The sequence below is a fragment of the Sphaerotilus mobilis genome, from assembly GCF_004216565.1.
Classification (GTDB): Bacteria; Pseudomonadota; Gammaproteobacteria; order Burkholderiales; family Burkholderiaceae_C; genus Sphaerotilus; species Sphaerotilus mobilis.
In genome coordinates this window covers 1-20,559 of sequence record NZ_SGWV01000015.1, presented here as the reverse complement: position 1 = coordinate 20,559, position 20,559 = coordinate 1, and the positions used below count along the sequence as shown (strand labels likewise).

29 protein-coding genes are annotated in these 20,559 nt (G+C 66.6%); 6 read left to right on the top strand and 23 right to left on the bottom strand.

Annotated elements, in window-relative coordinates; all coding sequences use genetic code 11:
• Positions 1-47 precede the first annotated feature (47 nt).
• Positions 48-302, bottom strand: coding sequence for a DUF1653 domain-containing protein (locus EV685_RS20235; RefSeq protein ID WP_130483887.1), 255 nt, complete (start codon positions 300-302; stop codon positions 48-50).
• 174 nt (positions 303-476) lie between these two features.
• On the opposite strand from EV685_RS20235, the gene eptB reads away from it, so the two are divergent.
• The gene (eptB, locus tag EV685_RS20230) at positions 477-2,243 is read left to right on the top strand and encodes a kdo(2)-lipid A phosphoethanolamine 7''-transferase (RefSeq protein ID WP_130483886.1); all 1,767 of its coding nucleotides are present in this window, start codon (positions 477-479) and stop codon (positions 2,241-2,243) included.
• Between the two features lie 22 nt (positions 2,244-2,265).
• Here the strand turns inward: eptB and EV685_RS20225 are convergent, their stop codons facing one another.
• Both EV685_RS20225 and EV685_RS20220 read right to left on the bottom strand, forming a co-directional pair.
• Entirely contained in the window at positions 2,266-3,156 is an 891-nt protein-coding gene (locus EV685_RS20225) for a pirin family protein (protein ID WP_130483885.1), read from the bottom strand.
• 92 nt (positions 3,157-3,248) lie between these two features.
• Positions 3,249-3,875 carry an FMN-dependent NADH-azoreductase gene (locus tag EV685_RS20220; RefSeq protein WP_130483884.1) on the bottom strand — a complete coding sequence of 209 codons (627 nt, stop codon included), beginning with the start codon at positions 3,873-3,875 and terminating at the stop codon, positions 3,249-3,251.
• 135 nt (positions 3,876-4,010) lie between these two features.
• Between EV685_RS20220 and EV685_RS20215 the strand changes: the two genes are divergently transcribed.
• The 3 genes from EV685_RS20215 (at position 4,011) to EV685_RS20205 (ending at position 6,338) form a co-directional block, all read left to right on the top strand.
• Positions 4,011-5,006, top strand: a complete 996-nt coding sequence (locus tag EV685_RS20215; protein WP_130483883.1) for a LysR family transcriptional regulator — start codon at positions 4,011-4,013, stop codon at positions 5,004-5,006.
• 58 nt (positions 5,007-5,064) lie between these two features.
• On the top strand, positions 5,065-5,928 hold the full coding sequence (locus tag EV685_RS20210) for a hypothetical protein (protein ID WP_242615703.1): 864 nt from the start codon (positions 5,065-5,067) through the stop codon (positions 5,926-5,928).
• A 122-nt stretch (positions 5,929-6,050) separates the two neighbouring features.
• Complete coding sequence (locus EV685_RS20205; RefSeq protein WP_130483882.1) at positions 6,051-6,338, top strand: cupin domain-containing protein; 288 nt, start codon at positions 6,051-6,053, stop codon at positions 6,336-6,338.
• 26 nt (positions 6,339-6,364) lie between these two features.
• On the opposite strand, the gene EV685_RS20200 is transcribed toward EV685_RS20205, so the two are convergent.
• Both EV685_RS20200 and EV685_RS20195 read right to left on the bottom strand, forming a co-directional pair.
• Positions 6,365-6,925 (bottom strand): dihydrofolate reductase family protein, encoded by a 561-nt coding sequence (locus tag EV685_RS20200; protein ID WP_130483881.1) that lies wholly within the window; start codon positions 6,923-6,925, stop codon positions 6,365-6,367.
• An 89-nt stretch (positions 6,926-7,014) separates the two neighbouring features.
• Positions 7,015-7,413, bottom strand: coding sequence for a tautomerase family protein (locus EV685_RS20195; protein ID WP_130483880.1), 399 nt, complete (start codon positions 7,411-7,413; stop codon positions 7,015-7,017).
• A gap of 115 nt (positions 7,414-7,528) precedes the next feature.
• Here EV685_RS20195 and EV685_RS20190 point away from each other — a divergent pair, with 115 nt between their 5' ends.
• Positions 7,529-8,446, top strand: a complete 918-nt coding sequence (locus EV685_RS20190) for a LysR family transcriptional regulator (protein WP_130483879.1) — start codon at positions 7,529-7,531, stop codon at positions 8,444-8,446.
• Between the two features lie 20 nt (positions 8,447-8,466).
• On the opposite strand, the gene gloA2 is transcribed toward EV685_RS20190, so the two are convergent.
• From gloA2 to EV685_RS20110, 15 genes are all read right to left on the bottom strand, one after another.
• A complete protein-coding gene (gene gloA2 / locus EV685_RS20185; protein WP_130483878.1) occupies positions 8,467-8,850 on the bottom strand; it encodes an SMU1112c/YaeR family gloxylase I-like metalloprotein in 384 nt (127 codons plus the stop codon).
• Positions 8,850-9,575: an SDR family NAD(P)-dependent oxidoreductase gene (locus tag EV685_RS20180; RefSeq protein ID WP_130483877.1), complete on the bottom strand. Its 726-nt coding sequence runs from the start codon at positions 9,573-9,575 to the stop codon at positions 8,850-8,852. The genes gloA2 and EV685_RS20180 overlap by 1 nt, the downstream gene beginning before the upstream one ends.
• A 33-nt stretch (positions 9,576-9,608) precedes the next feature.
• Complete coding sequence (locus EV685_RS20175; RefSeq protein WP_130483876.1) at positions 9,609-10,643, bottom strand: DUF2157 domain-containing protein; 1,035 nt, start codon at positions 10,641-10,643, stop codon at positions 9,609-9,611.
• A 38-nt stretch (positions 10,644-10,681) separates the two neighbouring features.
• A complete protein-coding gene (locus EV685_RS20170) occupies positions 10,682-11,143 on the bottom strand; it encodes a methyltransferase family protein (protein ID WP_130483875.1) in 462 nt (153 codons plus the stop codon).
• Between the two features lie 15 nt (positions 11,144-11,158).
• The gene (locus EV685_RS20165; protein ID WP_130483874.1) at positions 11,159-11,713 is read right to left on the bottom strand and encodes a DUF4256 domain-containing protein; all 555 of its coding nucleotides are present in this window, start codon (positions 11,711-11,713) and stop codon (positions 11,159-11,161) included.
• Positions 11,710-12,123: an SRPBCC family protein gene (locus EV685_RS20160; RefSeq protein ID WP_130483873.1), complete on the bottom strand. Its 414-nt coding sequence runs from the start codon at positions 12,121-12,123 to the stop codon at positions 11,710-11,712. The genes EV685_RS20165 and EV685_RS20160 overlap by 4 nt, the downstream gene beginning before the upstream one ends.
• 3 nt (positions 12,124-12,126) lie before the next feature.
• Entirely contained in the window at positions 12,127-12,483 is a 357-nt protein-coding gene (locus EV685_RS20155; protein ID WP_130483872.1) for a DUF2834 domain-containing protein, read from the bottom strand.
• A 27-nt stretch (positions 12,484-12,510) separates the two neighbouring features.
• Positions 12,511-13,473, bottom strand: a complete 963-nt coding sequence (locus EV685_RS21285) for a GNAT family N-acetyltransferase (RefSeq protein ID WP_338054475.1) — start codon at positions 13,471-13,473, stop codon at positions 12,511-12,513.
• A gap of 36 nt (positions 13,474-13,509) precedes the next feature.
• Positions 13,510-13,941, bottom strand: coding sequence for a VOC family protein (locus EV685_RS20140; RefSeq protein WP_242615702.1), 432 nt, complete (start codon positions 13,939-13,941; stop codon positions 13,510-13,512).
• The gene (locus EV685_RS20135) at positions 13,895-14,110 is read right to left on the bottom strand and encodes a DUF4287 domain-containing protein (protein ID WP_130483871.1); all 216 of its coding nucleotides are present in this window, start codon (positions 14,108-14,110) and stop codon (positions 13,895-13,897) included. The genes EV685_RS20140 and EV685_RS20135 overlap by 47 nt, the downstream gene beginning before the upstream one ends.
• Positions 14,111-14,135: 25 nt before the next feature.
• Entirely contained in the window at positions 14,136-14,534 is a 399-nt protein-coding gene (locus EV685_RS20130; RefSeq protein ID WP_130483870.1) for a GFA family protein, read from the bottom strand.
• Between the two features lie 86 nt (positions 14,535-14,620).
• Positions 14,621-14,935 (bottom strand): hypothetical protein, encoded by a 315-nt coding sequence (locus EV685_RS20125; protein WP_130483869.1) that lies wholly within the window; start codon positions 14,933-14,935, stop codon positions 14,621-14,623.
• A complete protein-coding gene (locus EV685_RS20120) occupies positions 14,932-15,333 on the bottom strand; it encodes a hypothetical protein (protein WP_130483868.1) in 402 nt (133 codons plus the stop codon). Before EV685_RS20120 ends, EV685_RS20125 begins: the two co-directional genes overlap by 4 nt.
• 126 nt (positions 15,334-15,459) lie before the next feature.
• Positions 15,460-16,137, bottom strand: a complete 678-nt coding sequence (locus EV685_RS20115; RefSeq protein ID WP_130483867.1) for a DUF4336 domain-containing protein — start codon at positions 16,135-16,137, stop codon at positions 15,460-15,462.
• Positions 16,138-16,245: 108 nt separating this feature from the next.
• Positions 16,246-16,752: a BglII/BstYI family type II restriction endonuclease gene (locus tag EV685_RS20110; protein ID WP_165396877.1), complete on the bottom strand. Its 507-nt coding sequence runs from the start codon at positions 16,750-16,752 to the stop codon at positions 16,246-16,248.
• 628 nt (positions 16,753-17,380) lie between these two features.
• On the opposite strand from EV685_RS20110, the gene EV685_RS20105 reads away from it, so the two are divergent.
• Positions 17,381-18,496, top strand: a complete 1,116-nt coding sequence (locus EV685_RS20105; protein ID WP_130483936.1) for an IS110 family RNA-guided transposase — start codon at positions 17,381-17,383, stop codon at positions 18,494-18,496.
• A gap of 324 nt (positions 18,497-18,820) precedes the next feature.
• Here the strand turns inward: EV685_RS20105 and EV685_RS20100 are convergent, their stop codons facing one another.
• The 3 genes from EV685_RS20100 to EV685_RS20090 all read right to left on the bottom strand — a co-directional run bounded on the left by EV685_RS20100 (position 18,821) and on the right by EV685_RS20090 (position 20,412).
• Positions 18,821-19,267, bottom strand: coding sequence for a hypothetical protein (locus EV685_RS20100; RefSeq protein WP_130483865.1), 447 nt, complete (start codon positions 19,265-19,267; stop codon positions 18,821-18,823).
• A gap of 81 nt (positions 19,268-19,348) precedes the next feature.
• Positions 19,349-19,987 (bottom strand): hypothetical protein, encoded by a 639-nt coding sequence (locus EV685_RS20095; RefSeq protein WP_130483864.1) that lies wholly within the window; start codon positions 19,985-19,987, stop codon positions 19,349-19,351.
• An 89-nt stretch (positions 19,988-20,076) separates the two neighbouring features.
• Positions 20,077-20,412, bottom strand: coding sequence for a hypothetical protein (locus EV685_RS20090; protein ID WP_130483863.1), 336 nt, complete (start codon positions 20,410-20,412; stop codon positions 20,077-20,079).
• Positions 20,413-20,559 lie beyond the last annotated feature (147 nt).

Below are 20,559 nucleotides of genomic sequence, written 5' to 3'. Positions count from 1 at the left end.
TGTCCTGGCGCTTGTGCCGTTCGCCCTGACGGCGCCTGTGGCAGCCCTCAGTCGGATCGACCCCAGGGCGCGAAGCGGGGCACCTCCTTGCCGTCCACCGTCAAGGTGCTGAAGAACATCGCGTGCGGTCGCACCCACAGGCCGGTGGCGTTGTAGAGCGGCCGGTAGACCACCAGTGGCTCCAGCGTCTCGCTGTGACGGGCCACGCCGATGACCTCGTACTCGCCGCCCTTGTAATGGCGGTAGCGGCCCAGCGGTGTGGGCGGCAGGTCGGGCAGGGAAGGGGAGTCGTTGGGGTTCATCGTGATTCAACCGTCGTGCGGTCCTGAGGACAAGTGATGGCGCTGCGGACGCCAGCCCACATCGTGTCGCAACAACCAGCTTGTGGGTGATTTCCAGTGATTCCGGTGATGCACCGGTCCGCCGTGCATCCGTAGCGTTTGGTGCCTGTCGAGCTCCGATGGAAGACACCAAACATGAAACCCGATCGCCCCGTCACGCTGCCGCCGCCCGGCGCAAACTTTCTGTTTCGACGCAGCGCGTCACCCGGTGATGCTGACACGCGCTGGCTGGCCTGCTGCTGTTTTGTGCTGGGCACCGGCCTGCTGCTGAACCTGCCGGTGTTCTGGCGACGAGGGGTCGGGCTCGCCGAGCGTGCCGGTCTGTCGCAGGCCCTGTGGGTGACGCTGCTGGAGGCCGCGCTGGTGCTGGGGCTGAGCGGGCTGTTGATCGGCCTGGCCGCCTTGGCCGGACGCAGTGCGCTGCGGATGGTGGGCGCCAGCGTGATCCTTGTCGGCGCGGCGGCGGCCTGGTTCATGTGGCAGTTCCAGGTCGTGATCGGCTACGGCACCGTGCTGGCGACGCTCACCCGGGACCATGACCTGACCCGCGAACTGCTCGACGCCCGCCTGATGCTGTGGTGGACCGCCCTGGGCCTGTTGCCGACCCTCGCCTGGCTGCGCCACACGCCGGGCAGCTGGTGGCGCGGCCATCGCCGTGTCGCCCGCCTGGCCGGCTGGCTGGTCTGGATCGCCGTGTGCGCGGTGTTGATGAGCGGGGCCCGGCTGGCGCTGGCCTCGGCGACCCGGGTCACGCAGGACGTCGTGCCGGCCGATGCGCCACGGGCCTCCAGCGCGGCGGGCGTGGCCGCTCATGCCTACCTGCCGTCGAACTGGCTCGCTGGCGTGGGTGCAGTGGCCGGGCAGGCCTGGCGACAGCACCGGGACGGCCAGCAGCTCAAGGACCCTTCGGTGCTGCACCGCCACCTGCCCACCGTGCCGCTGGACGGCCTGGTGGTCGTGCTGGTGATCGGCGAGACGACCCGGCACGACCGCATGGGCGTGCTGGGTCATCACCGCGACACCACCCCGCACCTGGCGCGCGAACGTGATCTGGCGGCCTTTGCCGCCCGTTCCTGCGACACCTCGACCCAGCTGTCGCTGGCCTGCATGTTTGTGCGTCCGCAGGCGGTCGTGGCCGGGCTTGGCGGTGCGCCCGACCGTGTCACCGAGCGCGATGTGTTCGCCGTCTACCGCAGCCTCGGCTTCCGCATCGAGCTCTACGCGCTGCAGGGCGAGGCGGGCTTCTACAGCCGCGTCGGTGCCGACGAGATGAAGCTGCGCGAGATGATCCTGGCCGAGCCGCAGAACCTCGGTCGTCCCACCCACGATGTCCTGCTGGTCGACCAGTTGCGCGCCGCCGTTGACCGCCACGAGGCACGCGAACCGCGCCAGCCGCTGCTGGTCGTCCTGCACACCAAGGGCTCGCATTACCACTATGCCCAGCGCTACCCGGTCGAACAGGCGATATGGCGGCCCGACTGCAGCGACCCGGACGGCACCTGCGACGAGGCCTCGCTCTTCAATGCCTTCGACAACAGCGTGCGCTACGTCGACACGGTGCTGCAGGGCGTGCGCGACGTCGTGCGGCAGCGGCGGGCCTTGGTGGTCTATGCCGCCGACCATGGCGAGTCGATCGGCGGCGGCACCCACTTCCACGCCACGCCCAAGGCGATCGCGCCGCCGGAGCAGTTCAAGGTCCCGATGCTGTTCTGGGCCAGCCGGCGCTTCCTGGCCGATCCGGCGCTGGCCGCCGGTCATGCTCGCCTGATGGACCGTGCGCGTGTCTCGCCAGCCGATCGGCACGGCCACCATGAGCTGTATGCAAGCCTGCTCGGCTGCATGGGCGTGCGCTCGCCCGATGGCGGCATCGACCCGGCGCTGGACCTGTGCGCCGGGCCTTGAGGACAAGGTCTGGCCGCGCGGCTCAGGCCAGCCGGCCGGCCCGGAAGTCCTCGACCGCCTGGTAGAGCTCCTGCTGCGTGTTCATCACGAAGGGCCCGTACTGCGCGATCGGCTCGTTCAGCGGCGCGCCGGCGATCAGCAGCGCGCGGGCGCCGTCCGGACCGGCCTGCACCCGAACGCCGTCGGCAGCCGCTTGATTGGCCAGGATGGCCATGCGCTGAACCGGCACCTCGGTCGACTGGCCTTCGGGTCCGACCCGGGCTGCACCTCGGTAGACATAGACAAAGGCGTTGTGGCCGGCCGGCAGTGCCTGTTCGATGCTGGCGCCGGGTTCGAGGTGCAGATCGAGGTAGACCGGCTCGGTGGTCTCGCGCTGCATCGCGCCGGTCACGCCCTGGCTGTTGCCGGCGATCACGCGCACGGTCGCGCCCGGCAGGCTGACTTCGGGGATCTGCTCGGACGGGATGTCGCGATACCAGGCCGGCCGCATCTTGTCGCGCGAATGCAGGTTGACCCAGAGCTGGAAGCCTTCCATGCGGCCTTCCTCCTGCTCGGGCAGCTCGCTGTGGATCACGCCGCGCCCGGCGGTCATCCATTGCACGCCGCCGTTGGTCAGCAAGCCCTCGTTGCCGGCCGAGTCGCGGTGACGCATGCGACCCGCGAGCATGTAGGTGACGGTCTCGAAGCCGCGGTGCGGGTGATCTGGGAAGCCGGCGATGTAGTCGTCGGCCTGGTCGCTGCCAAAGGCGTCCAGCATCAGGAAGGGATCGAGCCGGCGCTGCAGGTTGTTGGTCAGCACGCGGGTCAGCTTGACGCCCGCGCCGTCCGAGGTCGGCTGGCCGGCGACCAGCCGCTCGACGGTGCGCGCTTGCGTGACGTTCTGGGTGACGTTCTGCGTGACGGGGGTGCTCATCGGGGGCTCCTGTGCAACGTTCGTGGGGTGGCGAAGGTCCGGCGATGCGGGGCGTGCCGCAAGGCCGGACCCGGCAAGGCGGGCAGTGTCGTTCAAACCGCGGCGGTCGCGCCCAGCAGCGCGTCGATCTGGGCGCGGGCTTCGGCGATGCCACGTTCGCTGGCATCCGGGCCCATGCCCTGCGCCTCGGCGTAGATCACCTCGACGTCGGTCATGCCGAGGAAACCCAGCACCTGGCGGATGTAGGGCACCTGCGTGTCGCTGGGCAGGTCGCGATGGATGCCGCCGCGCGTGGCGACGACATAGACCTTCTTGCCCGTCAGCAGGCCCACCGGGCCGGTGGCGGTGTACTGGAAGGTCACGCGGGCCCGGGCGATCGCGTCGATCCAGTTCTTGAGCTGCGCGGTGACGCCGAAGTTGAACATCGGCGAGGCGATCACGAGCACATCGGCGGCCTGGACCTCGGCGATCAGCACATCGTCTTGCGCCACCCGGGCGGCGGCCGCCGGGCTGCGCTGCTCGGCCGGCGTGAAGAGGGCCTGCAGGGCGGCCTCGTCGAGCACCGGATGCGGGTCGCGGGCCAGGTCGCGAACGACCACGCGGGCGGCGGGCTGGCGGGCTTGCAGGCGCCCGACCAGTTCGGCGGCCAGGCGGCTGGACAGGGAACCCGCGTCGGCGGTGGCGGTGCGGGCGCTGGTGTTGACTTGCAGGATGTTCATGGCGGTGTTCCTCAGGGAAGTGGATGCGATGGGTGTCACTCTATCGATGCTTCTCCAGCAACAGAAGCCACGTTCATGGATATGATTGATCCGCCAGTGGAACGATGATCCGTGCCCGGACACGAAGGACTGCCCATGACGATCGACGCCGATGACCTGCTGCTGTTCGCCCGCGTGGTCGAGGCCGGCAGCCTGAGTGCCGCAGCCGCGCGGCTGGACTGGCCCAAGTCGACCGTCTCGCGCCGCCTGTCCGGGCTGGAACAGCAGCTGGGCGAGCGCCTGCTCCAGCGCAGCACCCGCCGGCTCAGCCTGACCGAGTTCGGCCAGGGCGTGCTCGAACATGCGCGCCAGGTGGTGGCCGAGGTCGAGGCGGCGCAGGCGCTGGCCGCGCATCGGCAGGTCGTTCCGTCGGGTCGGCTGCGGGTGTCGATGGCGGGCGATCTGGCGACCTTTCTGCTGGCCGACATCGTGGCCGACTTCCTGGTGCGGCACCCCCAGATCACGCTGGAGCTGGATCTCTCGCCACGCCGCGTCGACCTGATCGCCGAGAACGTCGACGTCGCCATTCGCGCCGGTGAGCTGCCGGCCGACAGCAGCCTGTCGGCGCGTCGGCTGGTCGACTTCACCGGCGCGCTGTACGCGGCGCCGTCCTGGGTCGACCGACGCGAACCGGTGGTCGAGCCGGCGCAGCTGACCCAGCTCGATGGCCTGGTGCTGTCGCGCGAAGGCGCCGAGCCGCGTGCCTGGACCTTGACCGGGCCGGCTGCGGGCCTGACCTGGACCGGTCGCCCGCGTGTGCATGCCGCGGCCAACTCGCCGCATCTGCTGGCCCAGCTGGCGATGGCGGGGCTGGGCATCACCGCCTTGCCCGACCTCTATGCCGCCGACGCGGTCGCCAATGGCCGGCTGGTGCGGGTCTTGCCGGGCTGGCAGACCGAGCCGTCGCCTGCCTGGGCGGTCTTCCCCGAACGGCGCCTGATGCCCGCCCGCACCCGCGCCTTCATCGACGCGATGGTCAACGGCCTGGCGCAGCGCTGCCGGGCGCATGGCTGCGGCGGCGCGGTCGAGCCCGACAGTGGCGGGGTTCAACGCTCAGGCTCATCCGGCGAGCCAGTGCAGGCCTTAGCCTGAGCGTCCCGATATAAACCCAAGCACTGTGCTGAACGCCCTTTCCAGCTGCGACCCAACCATGCCCACGTCACCCACGCCGTCCACGCCGCCGGCCCTGCCGATCGGCTCGGCCCATCGCCGCCGGCTGCGCACCTTGTGGCAATCGGCTGGCTGGCCCTGCCATGACCTGATCGAGGCCGAGTTGCTGGCGGCCGGCCTGCTGCTGCGCACGCTGGACGAACAGGGCCGCATGACGCTGCACCTGAGCGACGCGGGCGTGCAGGAACTCGTGCGCGCCAGCGAGCAGAACCGCCGCGCCCGCAGCGCCCACGACGGCCTGGCCACACGGGTAGCGGCGACGCTGGCGCGTGAAGGCCGGCTGGCCTGGTGTGCCCTGAGCGTTCGCGCGCCCTTGCCGGCAGGGTCGGCCGACGTGTCCGCCGAAGCACCCGACAGCCAGGCTGGTGATCTGCTCGACGGCTTGATCGACGGTCTGGCCGACCCTGCGGCAAGCGCCTCGCGCGTGCCGCAACGCTGGCCCATCGTGCTGCCGGATGTCTATTCCATCCGCCAGACCAGCGCGCCGGGCTGGCTGCAGCCGCAGGTCCACGAGATCAAGGTCAGCCGCGCCGACCTGCTGGCCGACCTCCGGCTGGCCGACAAGCGCGCCGCCTACCTGGCCGTGGCGGGCGCGCTGTACTACGTGCTGGCCGACGGCATCGGCGATGCCGACGACGTGCCGGCCGAATGTGGCGTGCTGCTGGCGCGTGGCACCGCGCGCGAACACGCGGAGGCGGCCGGCGAGCCGGTCGTGCTGGAACTGCAACGACTGGCTCCGACCCGGCCGCTGGACCTGCCCGGCGGCCTGCCCTTCGGCGTCTGGATGGCGCTGGCCCGCAAGGCCCCGCAGGCCCAGCCGGACGAGCCTCAGCGCGGACTCTGACCGCAGCGCTCCGGTCAGCCGGGCCATGGCCCATGGCCCGCCGGCATCGGATGTGGCCCGGACCTCCTAAGCTGTGCAGACCTTGCTGACGCCCGCGGCTTCGACGGGCTTGGAGAAGCGCCATGACGACCTTTGCCGAATTCGAGTCCGCCGAGCGGGCGGCCGGTGCCGACGCCGTGATCGAACGCCAGTGGGCGCCGCTGACCGTGCTGGACACCCACACCCATCCCTTTGCCGCCCGGGCGCTCGTCGTGCAGGGCGAGTTGTGGCTGGCGGTCGACCGGGACGGCCAGCACGGCGCCGAGCGCCGCCTGGGCCCGGGCGATCGCTTCGAGCTCGCCCGTGACGTGCCGCACCGCGAGCGTTACGGCCCCGAGGGCGCCACCTACTGGGTCGCCCGCAAGGCCTGAGCGGGCCTGCTCGTTGCTCGTCGTTGTCAGACCGCGGGTCGCGGCACCGCGTAGTGCAGCTCGGCGAAGCCACTGCCGACCTGCTGGACCGACAGCAGGCGCAGCGGTGGCGACGTGAAGCGACGCGGCAGCAGCGGCTGGCCACGGCCCAGCGTGACCGATCCGACCTGCACCTTCAGCTCGTCCACCAGGCCAGCGTCCAGGAACTGGCCGACCAGCTCGCCGCCGCCCACCAGCCAGACGGTCTTGCCCGCCGCCGCAGCCGTCATCGCCGCATGCACGGGCCGGACATCGCCCTGCACGAAGCGCAGATCGGCACCGGCGATCACCGGCAGGGACCGGTGGCTGAAGACCCAGACCGGCTGTGCATAGGGCCAGGACGTACCGGGATCGTCGGGCGTGCGCACCACGTGCCGCAGCATCCATTCGTAGGTCGACGCGCCCATGGCCAAGGCGCCGACGCTGGCGAAGAAGCCGGGGAAGCTGGTGTCGCCGATGTCGGCCAGCGGGAACAGCCATTCCAGGCCGTGATCCTCGGTCGCGAGGAAGCCATCGAGGCTGCAAGCGGTGTAGTAGACGGTGGCCATGACGGGGCTCCTGCGTGTGCACGGTGGCGGTGAGCCCATGCTAGTCATGCACGGACGATCCGTGGCCCTCAGACCTCAGACCTCGGACCTCAGGCGTCCGACCGATGCGCGCGCGCGTCCTGCGTGCGTCCGCCCCAGCCCCAGGCGGCGCCGCGCACGTCGTGGATCTGCACATAGCTGACCGGGTGCAGGTCGCCCAGCCGGGCCCGCAGCAGCTCGTGCACGGCGGCGATGTAGCGCGCCTTCTGGGCCTTGGTGTTGGTCTCGTCGGTGATGCGGATCTCGACGAAGGCGGTCGGCCGGGCCAGCGTTGTCAGGCTCGCGCCGCCCACGGTCCATTGCGCGGGCGGCACGAACTGCAGCGCGATCGAGGTCAGGTCGCGGCGCTTGTCCAGCACGCCTTCGGTGGCCTGCAGCAGGTCTTCGGCGATGTCGCGCGCCAACGCGGGCGAGGGCAGGGCGCCGATCAGGACGGTGAGGATGGGCATGGGGGATCTCCTGTGTGGGGTTGCTGTTCACTCTAGGCGGCAAGCCGGGGCTCGGAAACCGCACCGCGCAGGCAACGGTCTTGCGGAATCTGCAAGAGCGATCGACCATCACGCCATGAACCTGCAACTCGACGACGTCGCCCTGTTCGTGCGCGTGAGCGCCCTGGGCACCCTGTCGGCCGCTGCCCGCGAGCGCGACGTGCCGGTCAGCCAGGTCAGCCGCAGCGTCGACCGGCTGGAAGCCGCCTGCGGCGTGCTGCTGCTGCGCCGCTCGACCCATGGCCTGAGCCTGACCGACGAGGGCGATGCCTTCCTCGCCCAGGCGCGCCGCCTGCTGGACGTCCAGGCCGAACTGGCGGCCGACCTGAGCGGCCGGCTGGACGCGCCCGGCGGCTGGGTCCGGGTCAGCGTCAGCGCGGTGCTGGCTCAGAGCCTGATCGCGCCCAGCCTGCCGTCCCTGCTGGACCGCCATCCCGCCCTGCGCCTGGACATCGGTGCCGAGGACCGGCTGGTCGACATGGTGCGCGACGGCATCGACGTGGCCTTGCGCACCGGCACGCCAGCCAGCGACACGGTGGTCGCCCGGCCGATCGGCAGCCTGCGGCGCGGGCTCTACGCCTCGCCCGGCTACCTGGCCCGCCACGGCATGCCGGCCAGCGTCGACGCGCTGGCCAGCCATCGCCTGGTGACCAGCAGCGCTGCGCCAGCGCTCAACGACTGGACCTTCCAGCGCGACGGCCGCGAGCAGGTCTGGTGCGCCGCCCAGCCGGATCGCCACCTGACCCGCGTCGACAGCTCGGCCGCGCTGCTGGCGCTGGTGCTGGCGGGCGTCGGCATCTCGCGCCTGACCGATCTTGCGGCCCTGCCGCTGCTGCGCGGCGGGGCGCTGCAGCCGGTGCTGCCGGAGGCCTTCACCTCGGCGCCCACGCCGGTGTTGGCGGTGATGCTGCGCGAGCGCCACCGCCTGCCGAAGGTGCGCGCCTGTGTCGACCACTGGGCCGACTGGCTGGCCGCGAACACGCTGGGCGGATGACGCCGAGACCCGGCGGGCCTTCAGGCCTCGTAGAGCTCCACCGGCAGCCCGTCCGGGTCGGCGAAGAAGACGAAGCGGCGGCCGGTCAGCTCGTCCAGCCGGACGGCTTCCAGCACCAGGCCCCGTGCTTCCAGCGTGGCCTTGCAGGCCTCGACATCGGCCACCGCAAAGGCCAGGTGGCGCAGGCCGCGGGCCTCGGGCCAGGACGGCCGGGGCGGGGCGCCGGGGAAGGTGAACAGCTCCAGCTGGCCACCGTCGGGCAGCGCCAGGTCGACCTTCCACGACTGCCTCGCCGCTCGCCAGGTTTCGGCGACCACGGTGAGGCCCAGGATGTCGACGTAGAAGCGCTTCGACGCCTCGATGTCGGCGCAGATCAGCGCGACGTGGTGGATGCGCTGCAGCATCAGAAATCGGCCGCGACGCAGCGTTGGCCGCTGACGAGGTCGGTCCGTTCGAGGAGGCGCAGGATGGCCGCGGCGACGTCACCCGGCGGCCGCAGCTCGCCATCGGCCTGCCGACGGATGAAGCGCGCCACGTCCGGGAAATCGGCCGGCGCCTGCTCGCGGATCAGCGCCTGCATCGCCGTGTCCATCACGCCCGGGTCGACGTTCAGGGCGATGAAGGGATGCGCTTCGCTGGCCTGTTCAACGGCGACGGCGCGGATGTGGTGCTCCAGCCCCGCCTTGGCGGCGCCGTAGAGCGACCAGCCGGCATAGCCCTTGAGCGCCGCGCCGGAGGACAGGTTGGCCAGCACCTTGCGGCAAGCCAGGTTCTGGAACTGCGCCACCACGACGCTCTGGAACAGGATGGCCGACGTGAAGTTGGCCTGCAGATTGGCCAGCACGGCAGCCGGGTCCTTGCGCGAAGCCGGACCGATCGGGTCCAGCACGCCGGCGTTGCTGATCGCGACCAGCGCCTCGATGGTCTCGGTCAGCTCGGCCGCGACCCTCGCCAGCGCCGGCCGGACGAGCGATGCGATCTGTGTCGGATCTGCCAGGTCCAGCCGGACCGAATCCCGGTGTGGCGCCGTGCGCGAGAACTCCAGCACCCGCCAGCCCGCTTGCGTGAGCTGCTCATGCAGGGCAAGTCCGAGGCCGCGTGAGCCGCCGGTCAGGATGGCCAGTCGCATGGTGGGGGATCCGTTCAAGGGGTTGCGCGGGGCTCAGCGCCGCTGCGCCAGCCAGTCCTGCCAGGTCGCCGGCAGGTGCTGGCGCAGCCAGGCGTCCAGCCGAGCTTGCTGGCGTTGCCAGACGATGCCCAGGCCGATGATGCCGAAGCCGACCGCGGTCAGCACGAAGGGGAACAGCAGGCTCTCGCGGAAGACCTCATAGGTCAGCTGGGACAGGTAGACCGCGACGCCCAGGCCGCCGAACACCACGAACGCCCGCCGCGCCAGCAGCGTGCCAATCGCCAGGAGGGCCACGTTGATGCAGAGGTAGCCGAACCAGTCGAGCTGGCTGTCCGTGCGCAGCAGCGACAGGCCACTCCAGAAGGTCAGCAGGCCGAACAGGTAGAGCCAGAAGGCCGGGTCGTCGGCCGTGCGCGTGCGCAGGTCGACCCACAGCGCCAGCAGCGTCATCAGCAGCCCGAACCACAGCGACACGAACTTGCGCATCGCCCAGTCCGTGTCCGGCGTGTCGAAGACGAAGGGCACCATGTCCATGCTCAGGTACCACAGCGTCAGCGCCAGCGGCATCACCAGGAAAGGCAGTCGATAGCGCCACAGCATGACGGCCGCGACGACCAGCGTGGCCAGCTCCATCCACAGCCAGCGCCAGTCGATCAGGCGGTGGTAGGACTCGTACGCGCGCTCGGGCGCCAGCGTACCGGTGGCGATCTGCAGGCCGTAGACCCCCAACGGCGTCAGCGCCACGACGAAGGTGGCAACGATGCCGGCGGGGATGCGCAGCTTCATCCTGTGCAGCAGCCGCTCGGTCGCCAGCAGACCGGCCAGCGCATAGGCCAGCGACAAACCGGCGAGGCCCCAGCCGCCAAACAGCATCCAGCCCATGTTCATGAACACCGTCATCGAGCCGATCGCGATCAGGCCGCCGAGGTAGTACAGGACATGCGTCGTGCGCAAGGACGCCGTCTCGGTCGATGCCGCGTCCAGGTAGTGCCACAGCGCATCGGCCTGTCCGTCCTGCAACAGGCCGCGCCGGACGGCCTCGTCGAGCTGGGGGCGGGTGATGTTCATGGTGATGTCAGGTTTCGGTGCGGCGCCGCCAAGGCGGCTCAGAGCCAGCGCCGCACCCGGGCGCACCAGGCCCGGTATTCGTCGCCGAACAGGCCGTCGAGGATGCGTTCCTCCGGCTGGATCTGGAAGCGGGTGATGTAGAGCACGAAGGCGACCGGCCCGAGCCAGGCCCACAAGCCGCCCAGGTGCACCGCCCAGGCCGTCAGCAACAGGGCCATGCCGACATACATCGGGTTGCGCGTGACGCGGTAGATGCCACCGGTCACCAGCGCGCTCGAGCGTTCCGGCCGCAGCGGGTTGATGGTCGTGTGCGCGCCCAGGAAGGCCAGCAGCCCGAGCACATCGAAGGTCAGCCCCGCCAGCACCAGCAGCGCCACGACGACCACGCGCAGGCCCGGCAACAGTCCCAAAGACGGGCCAAGCGCCGACAGCGCCCACATGCCCAGGGCGACCAGTGCGCCGACCAGCGGCGGGGGAATCTTGAGTTCAAGTCGCGTCATCGTGGGCATCCGTGTTCAGACCCGCAGGCGGCCCCGGAAGCCGCGCGCCGCATAGTAGGACTCGGCCCCGTTGTGATAGGTGAAGACCTGGTCGTAGCGGCGATCGCAGAACAACGCCCCGCCGAGTCGGCGGATCGCCTCGGGCGTCTGGATCCAGCTCGACGTCTTGCGGTCGAAGGGCTCGATCGCCTGCAGCGCGCGGTACTGCGCCTCGGTCAGCAGCTCGATGCCGATCGCGGCCGCGCGATCCATCGCGTTGCCGGCCGGCTTGTTCTCCTTGCGCGCCTCCAGCGCCGCCCGGTCGAAACACAGGCTGCGCCGACCGGCCGGGCTTTCCGGCGCGCAGTCGCAGAAGATGACGGTGGCGCTGGCCGCGTCGACACCGATCACGTCCGGCTCGCCACCGCTGTTTTCCATTGCCAGCAGCACGCCCATCGCCTCGGGCCGCGCATCCAGGCGCTGGCGCACCTCGGACCAGGCGATGCCGGGGTGGCGGTGCGGGTGCTGCGTGAAGCGCTGCGCCAGCAGGTCCAGCAGCGCAGTCGGGTCGTCGTGCCCGACCGCCGTCATGCACGCGCCTGCACATGCCGCGCGAAGCTGTCCAGGATCGCCTGCCAGCCCTGCTGCTGCTGTTCGACCGGGAACTCGTTCTCGGGCTCGAAGGTGACGCGCACGGTCACGCCGGCATCGCCCCCGTCGACGAACTCGACCGTCGCCGTGCGATCACCGAAGGCGTACGCGATGCGCGCATGAGGCACGACCGCCGTGTAGGTGCCGGCGAAGTCGAAGCCGAAGCTGCCGTCCTTGGCTTCCATGCGCGACGAAAACGCGCCGCCGACCCGCAGGTCGACCTCGGCGCGCGTGGTGTGCCAGTCCGGCGAGGCGGTGTTCCACACCACGATGTCGGCCGGCGTGGTGTAGGCGCGCCAGACCTCCGCGATCGGGGCGTGGGCGACGGTGGTGACGGTGATCGGGGTCATGGTTCAAAGCTCCGAGGTGGGTGAGATGTCGCGCCGCAGGTCCTCGCGCGCCGCCAGGTACAGCGGCAGGGCGATCGCCAGCCCGATGCCAAAGCAGATCGCGACATGCAGCCAGGGCCAGCGCACCGCGACGCCCCGTCGGGACTCCCTCACCACCCAGATCGAGAACACCAGCGCGGCCAGGTAGACGTCCAGCGTGATCGCCTGCGTCAGGTCGTTGGCAAACGCCGCGCCGAAGAACTCGGCGGGACCGAGTCCGCCACCGCCCAGGATGTAGCGGCCGTTGTAGGTCCAGGTCACGACGAAGGCGAGCAGCGCGAGCGCGCGGTAGACGGTCGGCATGTGTCGGCGAAGGTTCATGGCGAGTCGGCGATCACGTTGAAACGCTCAGTCTGCCGTCATCGGTGTGACGTGTGCAAACCGGTGGAAGTCGCCGCTGCGTCCCCGGAAGTGCCGGTAGGCCCGCATCAGCCCTTCATGTTGGAAGCCGCAGTGTTCGAGCACGCGCAGCGAGCGCTGGTTGCTCGTCATCACCGTGGCCTGGATACGAGCGAGGCCGGCCCGTTCATGCGCCCAGGCGACGACTGCCGTACAGGTCGCGCGGGCGATGCCGCGTCCCCAGGCGTCGGGCGCCAGGTCGTAGGCGATCTCGGCTGAGCGATGGACGCGCGACACCTCGTTCAGGCCGACCGTGCCGGCCAACGCACCGCCGTCCCGCCACGCGATCGCCAGCCGCCAGCTTGTCGCGTTCACATCTCCCGGCCGCGTGCCGACATGCGAGCGCAACGCGTCCGGTCCGGCAATGTCCCAGCTGGTGTGTTCATGGACCTGTGGCAGGTGCAGGTAGGCGTACCAAGGCTCGAGGTCGGCGGCCGCCAGCGGCCGCAAAGAAACAAGGGGGTGCGCGAGCTGTGGCAGGCCGGGCAGGTTGTTGCTCGACGCCTGTGGTGCCGCCGGCCCGATCAGATCCCAGCGGTTGCCGCTCAGGTCCTCGAACACGGCCACCGTGCCATAGGGCTCGACCTTCGGTTCGCGCACAAAGACCACGCCACGCGCGCGCCAGGCATGGAAGTCGCGCCAGAAGTCGTCCGTCTGCAGGAACAGGAAGACCCGCCCGCCGGTCTGGTCGCCCACCCGCGCACGCTGCGCCTCGTCGCTGGCGCGGGCCAGCAGGATCTGGCAGCCGCGCCGGTCATCTGCGCCGGGTGGCGACACCACCACCCAGCGCTTGTTCTGCGCCGGCTGGTGGCTGTCCTCCACCAGCGTGAAACCCAGCGTCCCGACGTAGAAGGCCAAGGCGTCATCCTGGTCGTGGACCAGCAGGGAGATCAGGCTGAGGTGCTGGGGCATGGCGCTTGTTTCCGGTGGAGCATCAGGGGCCCCGATTCAATCGGTGTTCTGGCCGATCCGCCACAGCACGCCAGAAGGGTCACTCAGACAGAAATCCCGCATGCGCCAGGGCTGGGTCTCGATGGCCGAACACGTCACCCCATACCGGTCGACCACGCCGGCGCTCTGGACCTGCTGCCACCAGGCGTCCACATCCTCGACCAGCAAATGCATCATGAAGTTCTCGGCCAGAGCCTCCGCGCAGAAATCCTGCAGCAGGAAACTCGCATGGCCGACCCGGAAATAGGCCACGCCACCACCTTCCGAGGCCATCGTGAAACCAAGGTCCCGGTAAAACTGTTTGGACACCTCAAAGTCTCGGGCCGGGACAAAGGCCTTGATCTCGGTGACGAGAAGCTTGGACACGATGTGGCGCCCCAGCTCATCCGCCCGACCGGGCGCGGTGATGCGCCACCAGCGCATTTGCATGGCCGTGGCCCATCTGGTGTTCGGCCTTGAGGTGCGCGACCTGCTCCATGTGTTTCAGGTGCGCCAGGCCGTCGAGGATCTGCAACCAGTGCGCAATCGGTTTTCCATACGTCTTTTCGATCGACGGAAAATACGAGGCCGGGCCTTTTGGCGGGGTCACATCGGACATTGTCAACTCCTGAATCGGCGCCCGCTCACTGCCCGGCCGTGCCCGGCACGTCGCCCAGGCCATGCAACCACGGCATCGCCGACTGCAGCCAGACCTGCTTGCTCGGCGCGAGCTGCGCCCGCTCGTCGATGCAGCCCAGCCGCAGCCCGTAGAACGCCGGGTTCTCGGCCGAGGTCGCGTAGATCGGCGTCCCGCAATCGCCACAAAAACCCTGAGCGCGCCGGTTGCCGCTCTGCGCGGTCTTCACATAGACCTTGGGCGTGCCCGTCAACTCGAAATCGCCAGCCGCCACCGGCACCACCGCCCGGAAGGGCGCGCCCGACATCATCTGGCAGTCGGTGCAATGGCAGGCAAACACCTTGGCCGGGTCGATCAGGGCGGTGAAGCGAATGGCGCCGCAGTGGCAGTGGCCGTGGATGTTCATGGAGGGGGCTCCTGGGTGGATGAGATCGCCCGATCAGAGCACTGCGGATGCGCTTTGGGGAGTGTGCAAGACCCGGGGGCGCTTCGTCATGGCGTCGGTCTCAGCCAAGCCACCAAGGCCAAGGCCCCCACCACCTGAACCGCCACGCCCACCAGACAGGCACCCACACCCCACTGCCGCGCCCGCAACAGCGCCACCCCACCGATCAGCGACATCGCATACATGAGCACAGCAAGCACATAAGCCTCCGGCGCCGGCACAAACACCGAATGCCCACCCCGTCGCGGCGACGTCTCGAAACCGGCGTAGGCCACGATCAGCGATCCACCCAGCAGGCCCAGCAGCACGAGGGCGGCGACGGCGGCTTGGGCCGGGAGGGAGAGGGGCGGGGAGGGTTTCATGCGATGGCATAGATGATCACGCCCAACAAGGCCGTGCCAATTGCAATGGTTGCCATGCCCAATCTGAAGAGTCTCGTTCGATTGAGTTCAACCCGTTGAACGAACAGCGTATTTTGCTCGGCAAGTGTCTTGATGAATTCAGTCGCGGCCTGCATCTGTTCCTGCAAGGATCTGACGTCGCGCTCCAGTTCGGCCACGCGCTGCTTCAATATCTCTGCTTCGGTGCCGATGGGATGTGTGGCCGAAGCTTCAATGCGATCCTCGATGGAATCCCTCTCGGAGCGGTCCCTGACGGCGCTCCAGAGTTTGGCGGCGCCCTCAGCCACTTTCGGTGCCGCTTCAAGCACTTTTCCCCAGGGAATATTGGAAAGAACGGTGATCAAGGTGCCGGCGGCCATGAATTGTTCCGATCGTGGGTGGCAAGGGTGGATGGGGATGTTAAATGTTCGCGCTGTGCGGGAGACGCCCAGGTGACGACGGGACAGCCTGTGAGAACCCGACGCAAACCGGCCATGGTGCGGGCCTCACTTCAACCACGCAAAGGCCTGATTCAGCCTGGCGGATGCCGATTCGTCAACGATCTGATCGTGGGCGACGATGACCCGTTTGATTGGCAATGACAACAGCGGCTGTATCGATCTGCCAATTGTGCGCTTGTCTCTTGTGGCTAGCTTCATCGTTCTCGACATGGCGAGCGTTTCATGCACACCCAAGAGCTTGGATACAAGAGAGGCCAGTCCGCCATTTCCTCGAGAAAAACAGAACAGCAGATCGGTGATGACCAGGGTTCCCGTGTCGCGGTGGAACCAGACGGTTTCATTCAAAATGGGCAGCCCTTCGATGAAGAAGCCCTCCAACTCTGCCTGCCATGGCGCATCTTGCGGTATCAGAGGAAATCTCGCGAGCTCGGGGCGCTTCAGCTCCAAGCCAACAGCAATGAATCCTTGCGCGGACGGAAAGGCACTCACGAAGTCACGAAAGAACAGATGATGACTCTTGTTTGGCGCGACGACGTATCGAACATGCCCAAGGTCTTGTATCTGCCCCATTAACTCGCCGTCGACAGGAATCGGCGAGTGAACCCACAAAGACCCATCTCGAAGCCGGATGATGGTCATCCGCGTCGTTATCGAAATCGGGCCGAACTTGAGGGGGTGCTGCGCATGCCAGACCGCGTCAGGGACGATACAGGCGAGTGACATGGTGGTTCCTGTGAGGTCAAACGTTTGACGTTAGGGAGCGCAGTAGCGTCGAGGCCGCGAACGGAATCCACAACCGCAGCTTTTGGGTAGTCCCTCTCATCGGATTGGCTAGTTTCCGATGCCGACGATGACAATCGGCACGCGTAGGTGCGAGTAAATTCTGAGCCAGTGAAGGGCTTTTGAGAATGTGAGGTAACTCACACAATGCCCACTAATTGCGTCTCGTGTTTTGTCGGTGAGAACTATCACCACGCCAAATTTACAGTGCCCGTTAAGATGGGCGGTTTCCAACTTAAGCAAATCGTGCGAGAACGTTGTTTGGTTTGAGAGTTCTATCTCTACACAAGCGCCATCAATCGCATGACGTGCGTCGATTCCAATTTGGCGCCCCGCGCCTGCCATTTTTTTGATGGAATAAAAATTCTTAAATTCTCTTCGATCCCAGCCTTGACTACTTCGCAAGCTGTTTGTGATAGATGATGTGATATTTTTTGTTGAGGCTGGCAGAGTTGCGCTATTGATCGCATTCTCTATGTCTTTTGAGCACGCCAAGCGACTTGCCATTTTCAGAAATGACTTTCCAAGAGTGTTGGATGCAACTCGGCGGATTTTCATAACGGATCTCGATTTGGCTATAAATTGTACTGAGAGACTAGCGCCGGTATGGCACTTGGCCAGCGCGTCGAATAATGAGAGTGAGTTCATCGCGAGCCAAGTGCTGTGCCGGTGCGGGTCCGCTCGATGGAAGGAATGGGGGCCCAGTGAAGTTCAAAGCTCACGCACCGAACCAACGGCGTGTCCAACGCAGTGCCGAATTCTCGGCTCTTCGCACGCGCCGTTGCCCGGCGCTGAACAGCCGCAGCCTGGGCCTGGGCCGCACGGTACGGCCTATCCGGTGCCGCATTGCGGGCGAACTCACGAACGGAGTTGCTTGTGCTGAGACCCGTTGCGCCGCAATGGCACGTGGGCTCAAGCGCTGCTCAGCAAGTAGGCTGCCTTGGACTCGTCCTTCCAGACTCAGTTTTCTTATCCAGTGGCCACAGGTGCGAAATCATAGAAGTTGTTCGGGGTGTTGCACTTCAATTTGGAGGTCGCCGTACCTGCGGCTTGGGCCTGGTGGCCTGCCGTTGGCGCTCCGCTTGAGCGGAATGTGAAGGGACTTCCCACCTTCGGGCAACGGCGTCGATGCGCCAAGATTGACGGTGCGAGTCATCAATCTGCAGCCATTGAAAGGGGAAGTCCCGTGGACAAGATTACCCGAGGTGTTGCGGCGCGTGTGGGCGTCGATCTTTCCAAGCGCGTGATTCAGGTGCAAGCCGTGGATGCGGGCGGTCGCGTGTTGACGAACCGGTCGTTGGGCCGCGAGAAGTTCCTGCCCTGGTGCACGCAGTTGCCGCCGGGCTGCATGGTCGTGATGGAAGTCAGTTCCAGCGCCCACCACTGGGCGCGCAAGCTGCTGGCCATGGGGCTGGACGCGCGCATCGTCTCGGCGCACCTGGCCGCGCCGTACCGCAGCGAGGGGCACGTGGGGAAGAACGACGCCAACGATGCCGCTGCGATTTGCGAAGCCGCCAGCCGGCCGCATATGCGCTTCGTGCCGGTCAAGAGCATCGAGCAGCAGAGCCTGCTGTGCGTGCACCGCCTGCGCGAGGGCGTGAAGGCCGACCGCACCGCGTGCATCAACCGCATCCGTGGCCTGCTGCTGGAGTTCGGCATCGCCGTGGCCACCGGCGTGCGGGCGTTGCAGACGACGCTGCACGACATCCTGGAGGACGCCGGCAACGAGCTCAACGGCCTGGCGCGCATGACGCTGCAGCGAGCACACGCGCAGTGGCGTGAACTCGACGAACACCTGGCCTGGTGCGATGCACGTCTGGCCGCGCATGCGGCCGACAGCGCCGACGTGCAGCGAGCCGCCGACCTCATGGGCGTTGGCCCCATCACCGCCTCGGCGGCCGTGGCCACGGTGGGCGATTTCAAGCAGTTCGACAGCGACGCGCAGTTCGGCGCCTGGCTGGGTCTGGTGCCCAGGCAGCGTTCCAGCGGCGGCAAAAGCAACCTTGGCACCATCACCAAACGTGGCGATGCCTACCTGCGCACCCTGCTGGTCCAGGGCGCGAAATCGGTGGTCAACACCGCCCACACCCGCACCGATCCGATCAGCCGCTGGGCGTTGGCGCTGAAAGAGCGCTCGGGCTGGCAGAAGGCCGTGGTGGCGCTGGCCAACAAGAACGCGCGCATCCTGTGGGCGGTGATGACGCGCGAGCAGCGCTTCGACCGACACCACGTCAGCACCAAGGCTGCCGGAGCGATACAGCCGTCCCACGGCGCCGACCCGACTGCAGCTGCGATGGGGTGAACCAGTTTCCTTGCACGACGACATGATGAAGATGCACTGACAGGTCAGACCGGCAGCGGGCAAGCTCGACTAACCCCTGGTGGGGCCGCAAGGCCACAGCCACGCGATAGGAATGGAGCCCCGCTGAGCGGTTCGCATCTGGGCCCGCAGCACTCGACCGCCATCCGGGCGCCACCGCTGCAACAAGGCCGTCTGTAGAGTGGCAGTCTGTTCTCTGTTCAGCCGCTTCAGCGCTCGTCGGCAGCTCAAGAAACTCAACATCGAAAAGAGAAAACCAATGCAGACTGGTTGATGGCGGGGGAAGTCCCTGTAAAGGGTTAGGCGTCACTTCCCGCTATCTTCACTGCGTTGAACATCAAGCTTGCCATTCGCGTCTATGGACAAGCGAAAGTTCTTTACCTCGTTTGGTCGAAAGTTTGTCTCGCGCTGGGTCCAATTATCTTGATCCAACGCGCAAAGACCGCCACCCATCGGATCTCGGCTGGCACGGAGCAGCAACTCTCCGGTTGGCACATAGAGCGTTGCAACTTCTCCGACGCCGAGCCGGACAGCCAACGTTCCATTGACTGAGAGAGCGTAGTAGCAGCCGCCGCCAATGAACCCTACATCGCGGAAGACCACCAAAGTGCCATACGCGGTCGACGGCGCAGCCTTGAATGCTAGTAGTCGACCTTGATCTACAGGGATGGCTTGGCTGACTGGTACTGGTGTTGTGGCACAGCCGGAAAGCAGGGCGGCAATGGCTAGGATGAAAAGTGCTCGTTTGTGCATGCTGATTTTCGTGACGCCTAACGTTTGACATGAGCGGTGGCTTGACGGCGCAGCCGGCAAGACATCCGCTCGATGGAATGGTTAGATTGCTGCTACATAAATGAACCCAGCCACAAGAAACGCAAGAAAAGCGAGGGCTTGGCCTGTCGCAAAGTACCCCTGCCAGTTCAGGCTATTGATGAGGATGAGGTGGCCGACCTGCGGATTTCCCGCATGTTTCCTCAACTGGCGCTTTGCCAGCCACGAAGCCCACCAAGGCAGCGGCTTATAGAACTCCGAAAGCACGCGATCAATGCGGATGCCAGTCTGAAGATCTATTCCCCAGAATATCGCCCCTTGCTGGATCTTTTCCTCCTCCACCTCGTACCGTGCAAGGTGCTCTGCAAAAGTCTTTCTAACTGCCTCGCCCGTCTCTTTCCCGATATAAGCCCGCAGACCTATCAGCTTTGAGAGAAGGCCAAACAAGCACGAGAGGCAAAGCAGAGCGCCACACCAAGAAAAGCCTCTCGTTCCGAGTAGCGGAAGAACCTTGTCTGAGTTAGCTATGAGAAATGAGGCAACCGCTGCGGTCCCGACCAGCAGCCATGTCGAAAATTCTTCCAGTGGCTTCGACGCCTTGCTTGCAGCTTCGAACATTGACGAGACGATCGCGTTCTCGGTGTTCTCCCTGGCAAGCCGGTTCCACTCCCGCAAAGGCCCTGTTCGTGGGTCGTGAGTCATAGCAATCTAACGCTGGAGTTAACGGGCTGCGCGTAGCGCAGTCCCGTTGAATGACTTGTTAGGCCTAGGCTGTGTGCGTTTAAATTGATTCACTCCGCTTCCTCAAGCAAGAGAGACGAGTTATCCGAAACGGCAAAAAACTGCCAACGATATGACTCGTACAACCTATGGATAATTCGATCGAACTCGACACTGCCACCAGCCTCCCAGGATGCACCAAAGTGAAGTGAAAGATGTAGTGAAGACGGGCGCGTTTCATCAGGTATCGAGAACTCGATAGCAAAACCTTCTTTAGCTTGGAACAAGCCTGAGTTTGAAGACCACTTGATGCCAGGTATGACCTGATTGCATTGCCTCTGAATATCCTCAGCCGTGCCAAGAGGAAAAGCCTGCTGAACTTCTTCGATGCTGTGAAGAAGATCCATGTCAGGGTTTGGTTGAAGAACAACTATATCGAAACTCAATGTGCCCTCCTGAGGCCTAACGTCAAAAATAAGCGGCTGCCGAAGGCAGTCCGCTTGAATGCCGGGTTAGGCGCAAACCTTGGCTGTATTTGGCTCGCGGGCTAACCA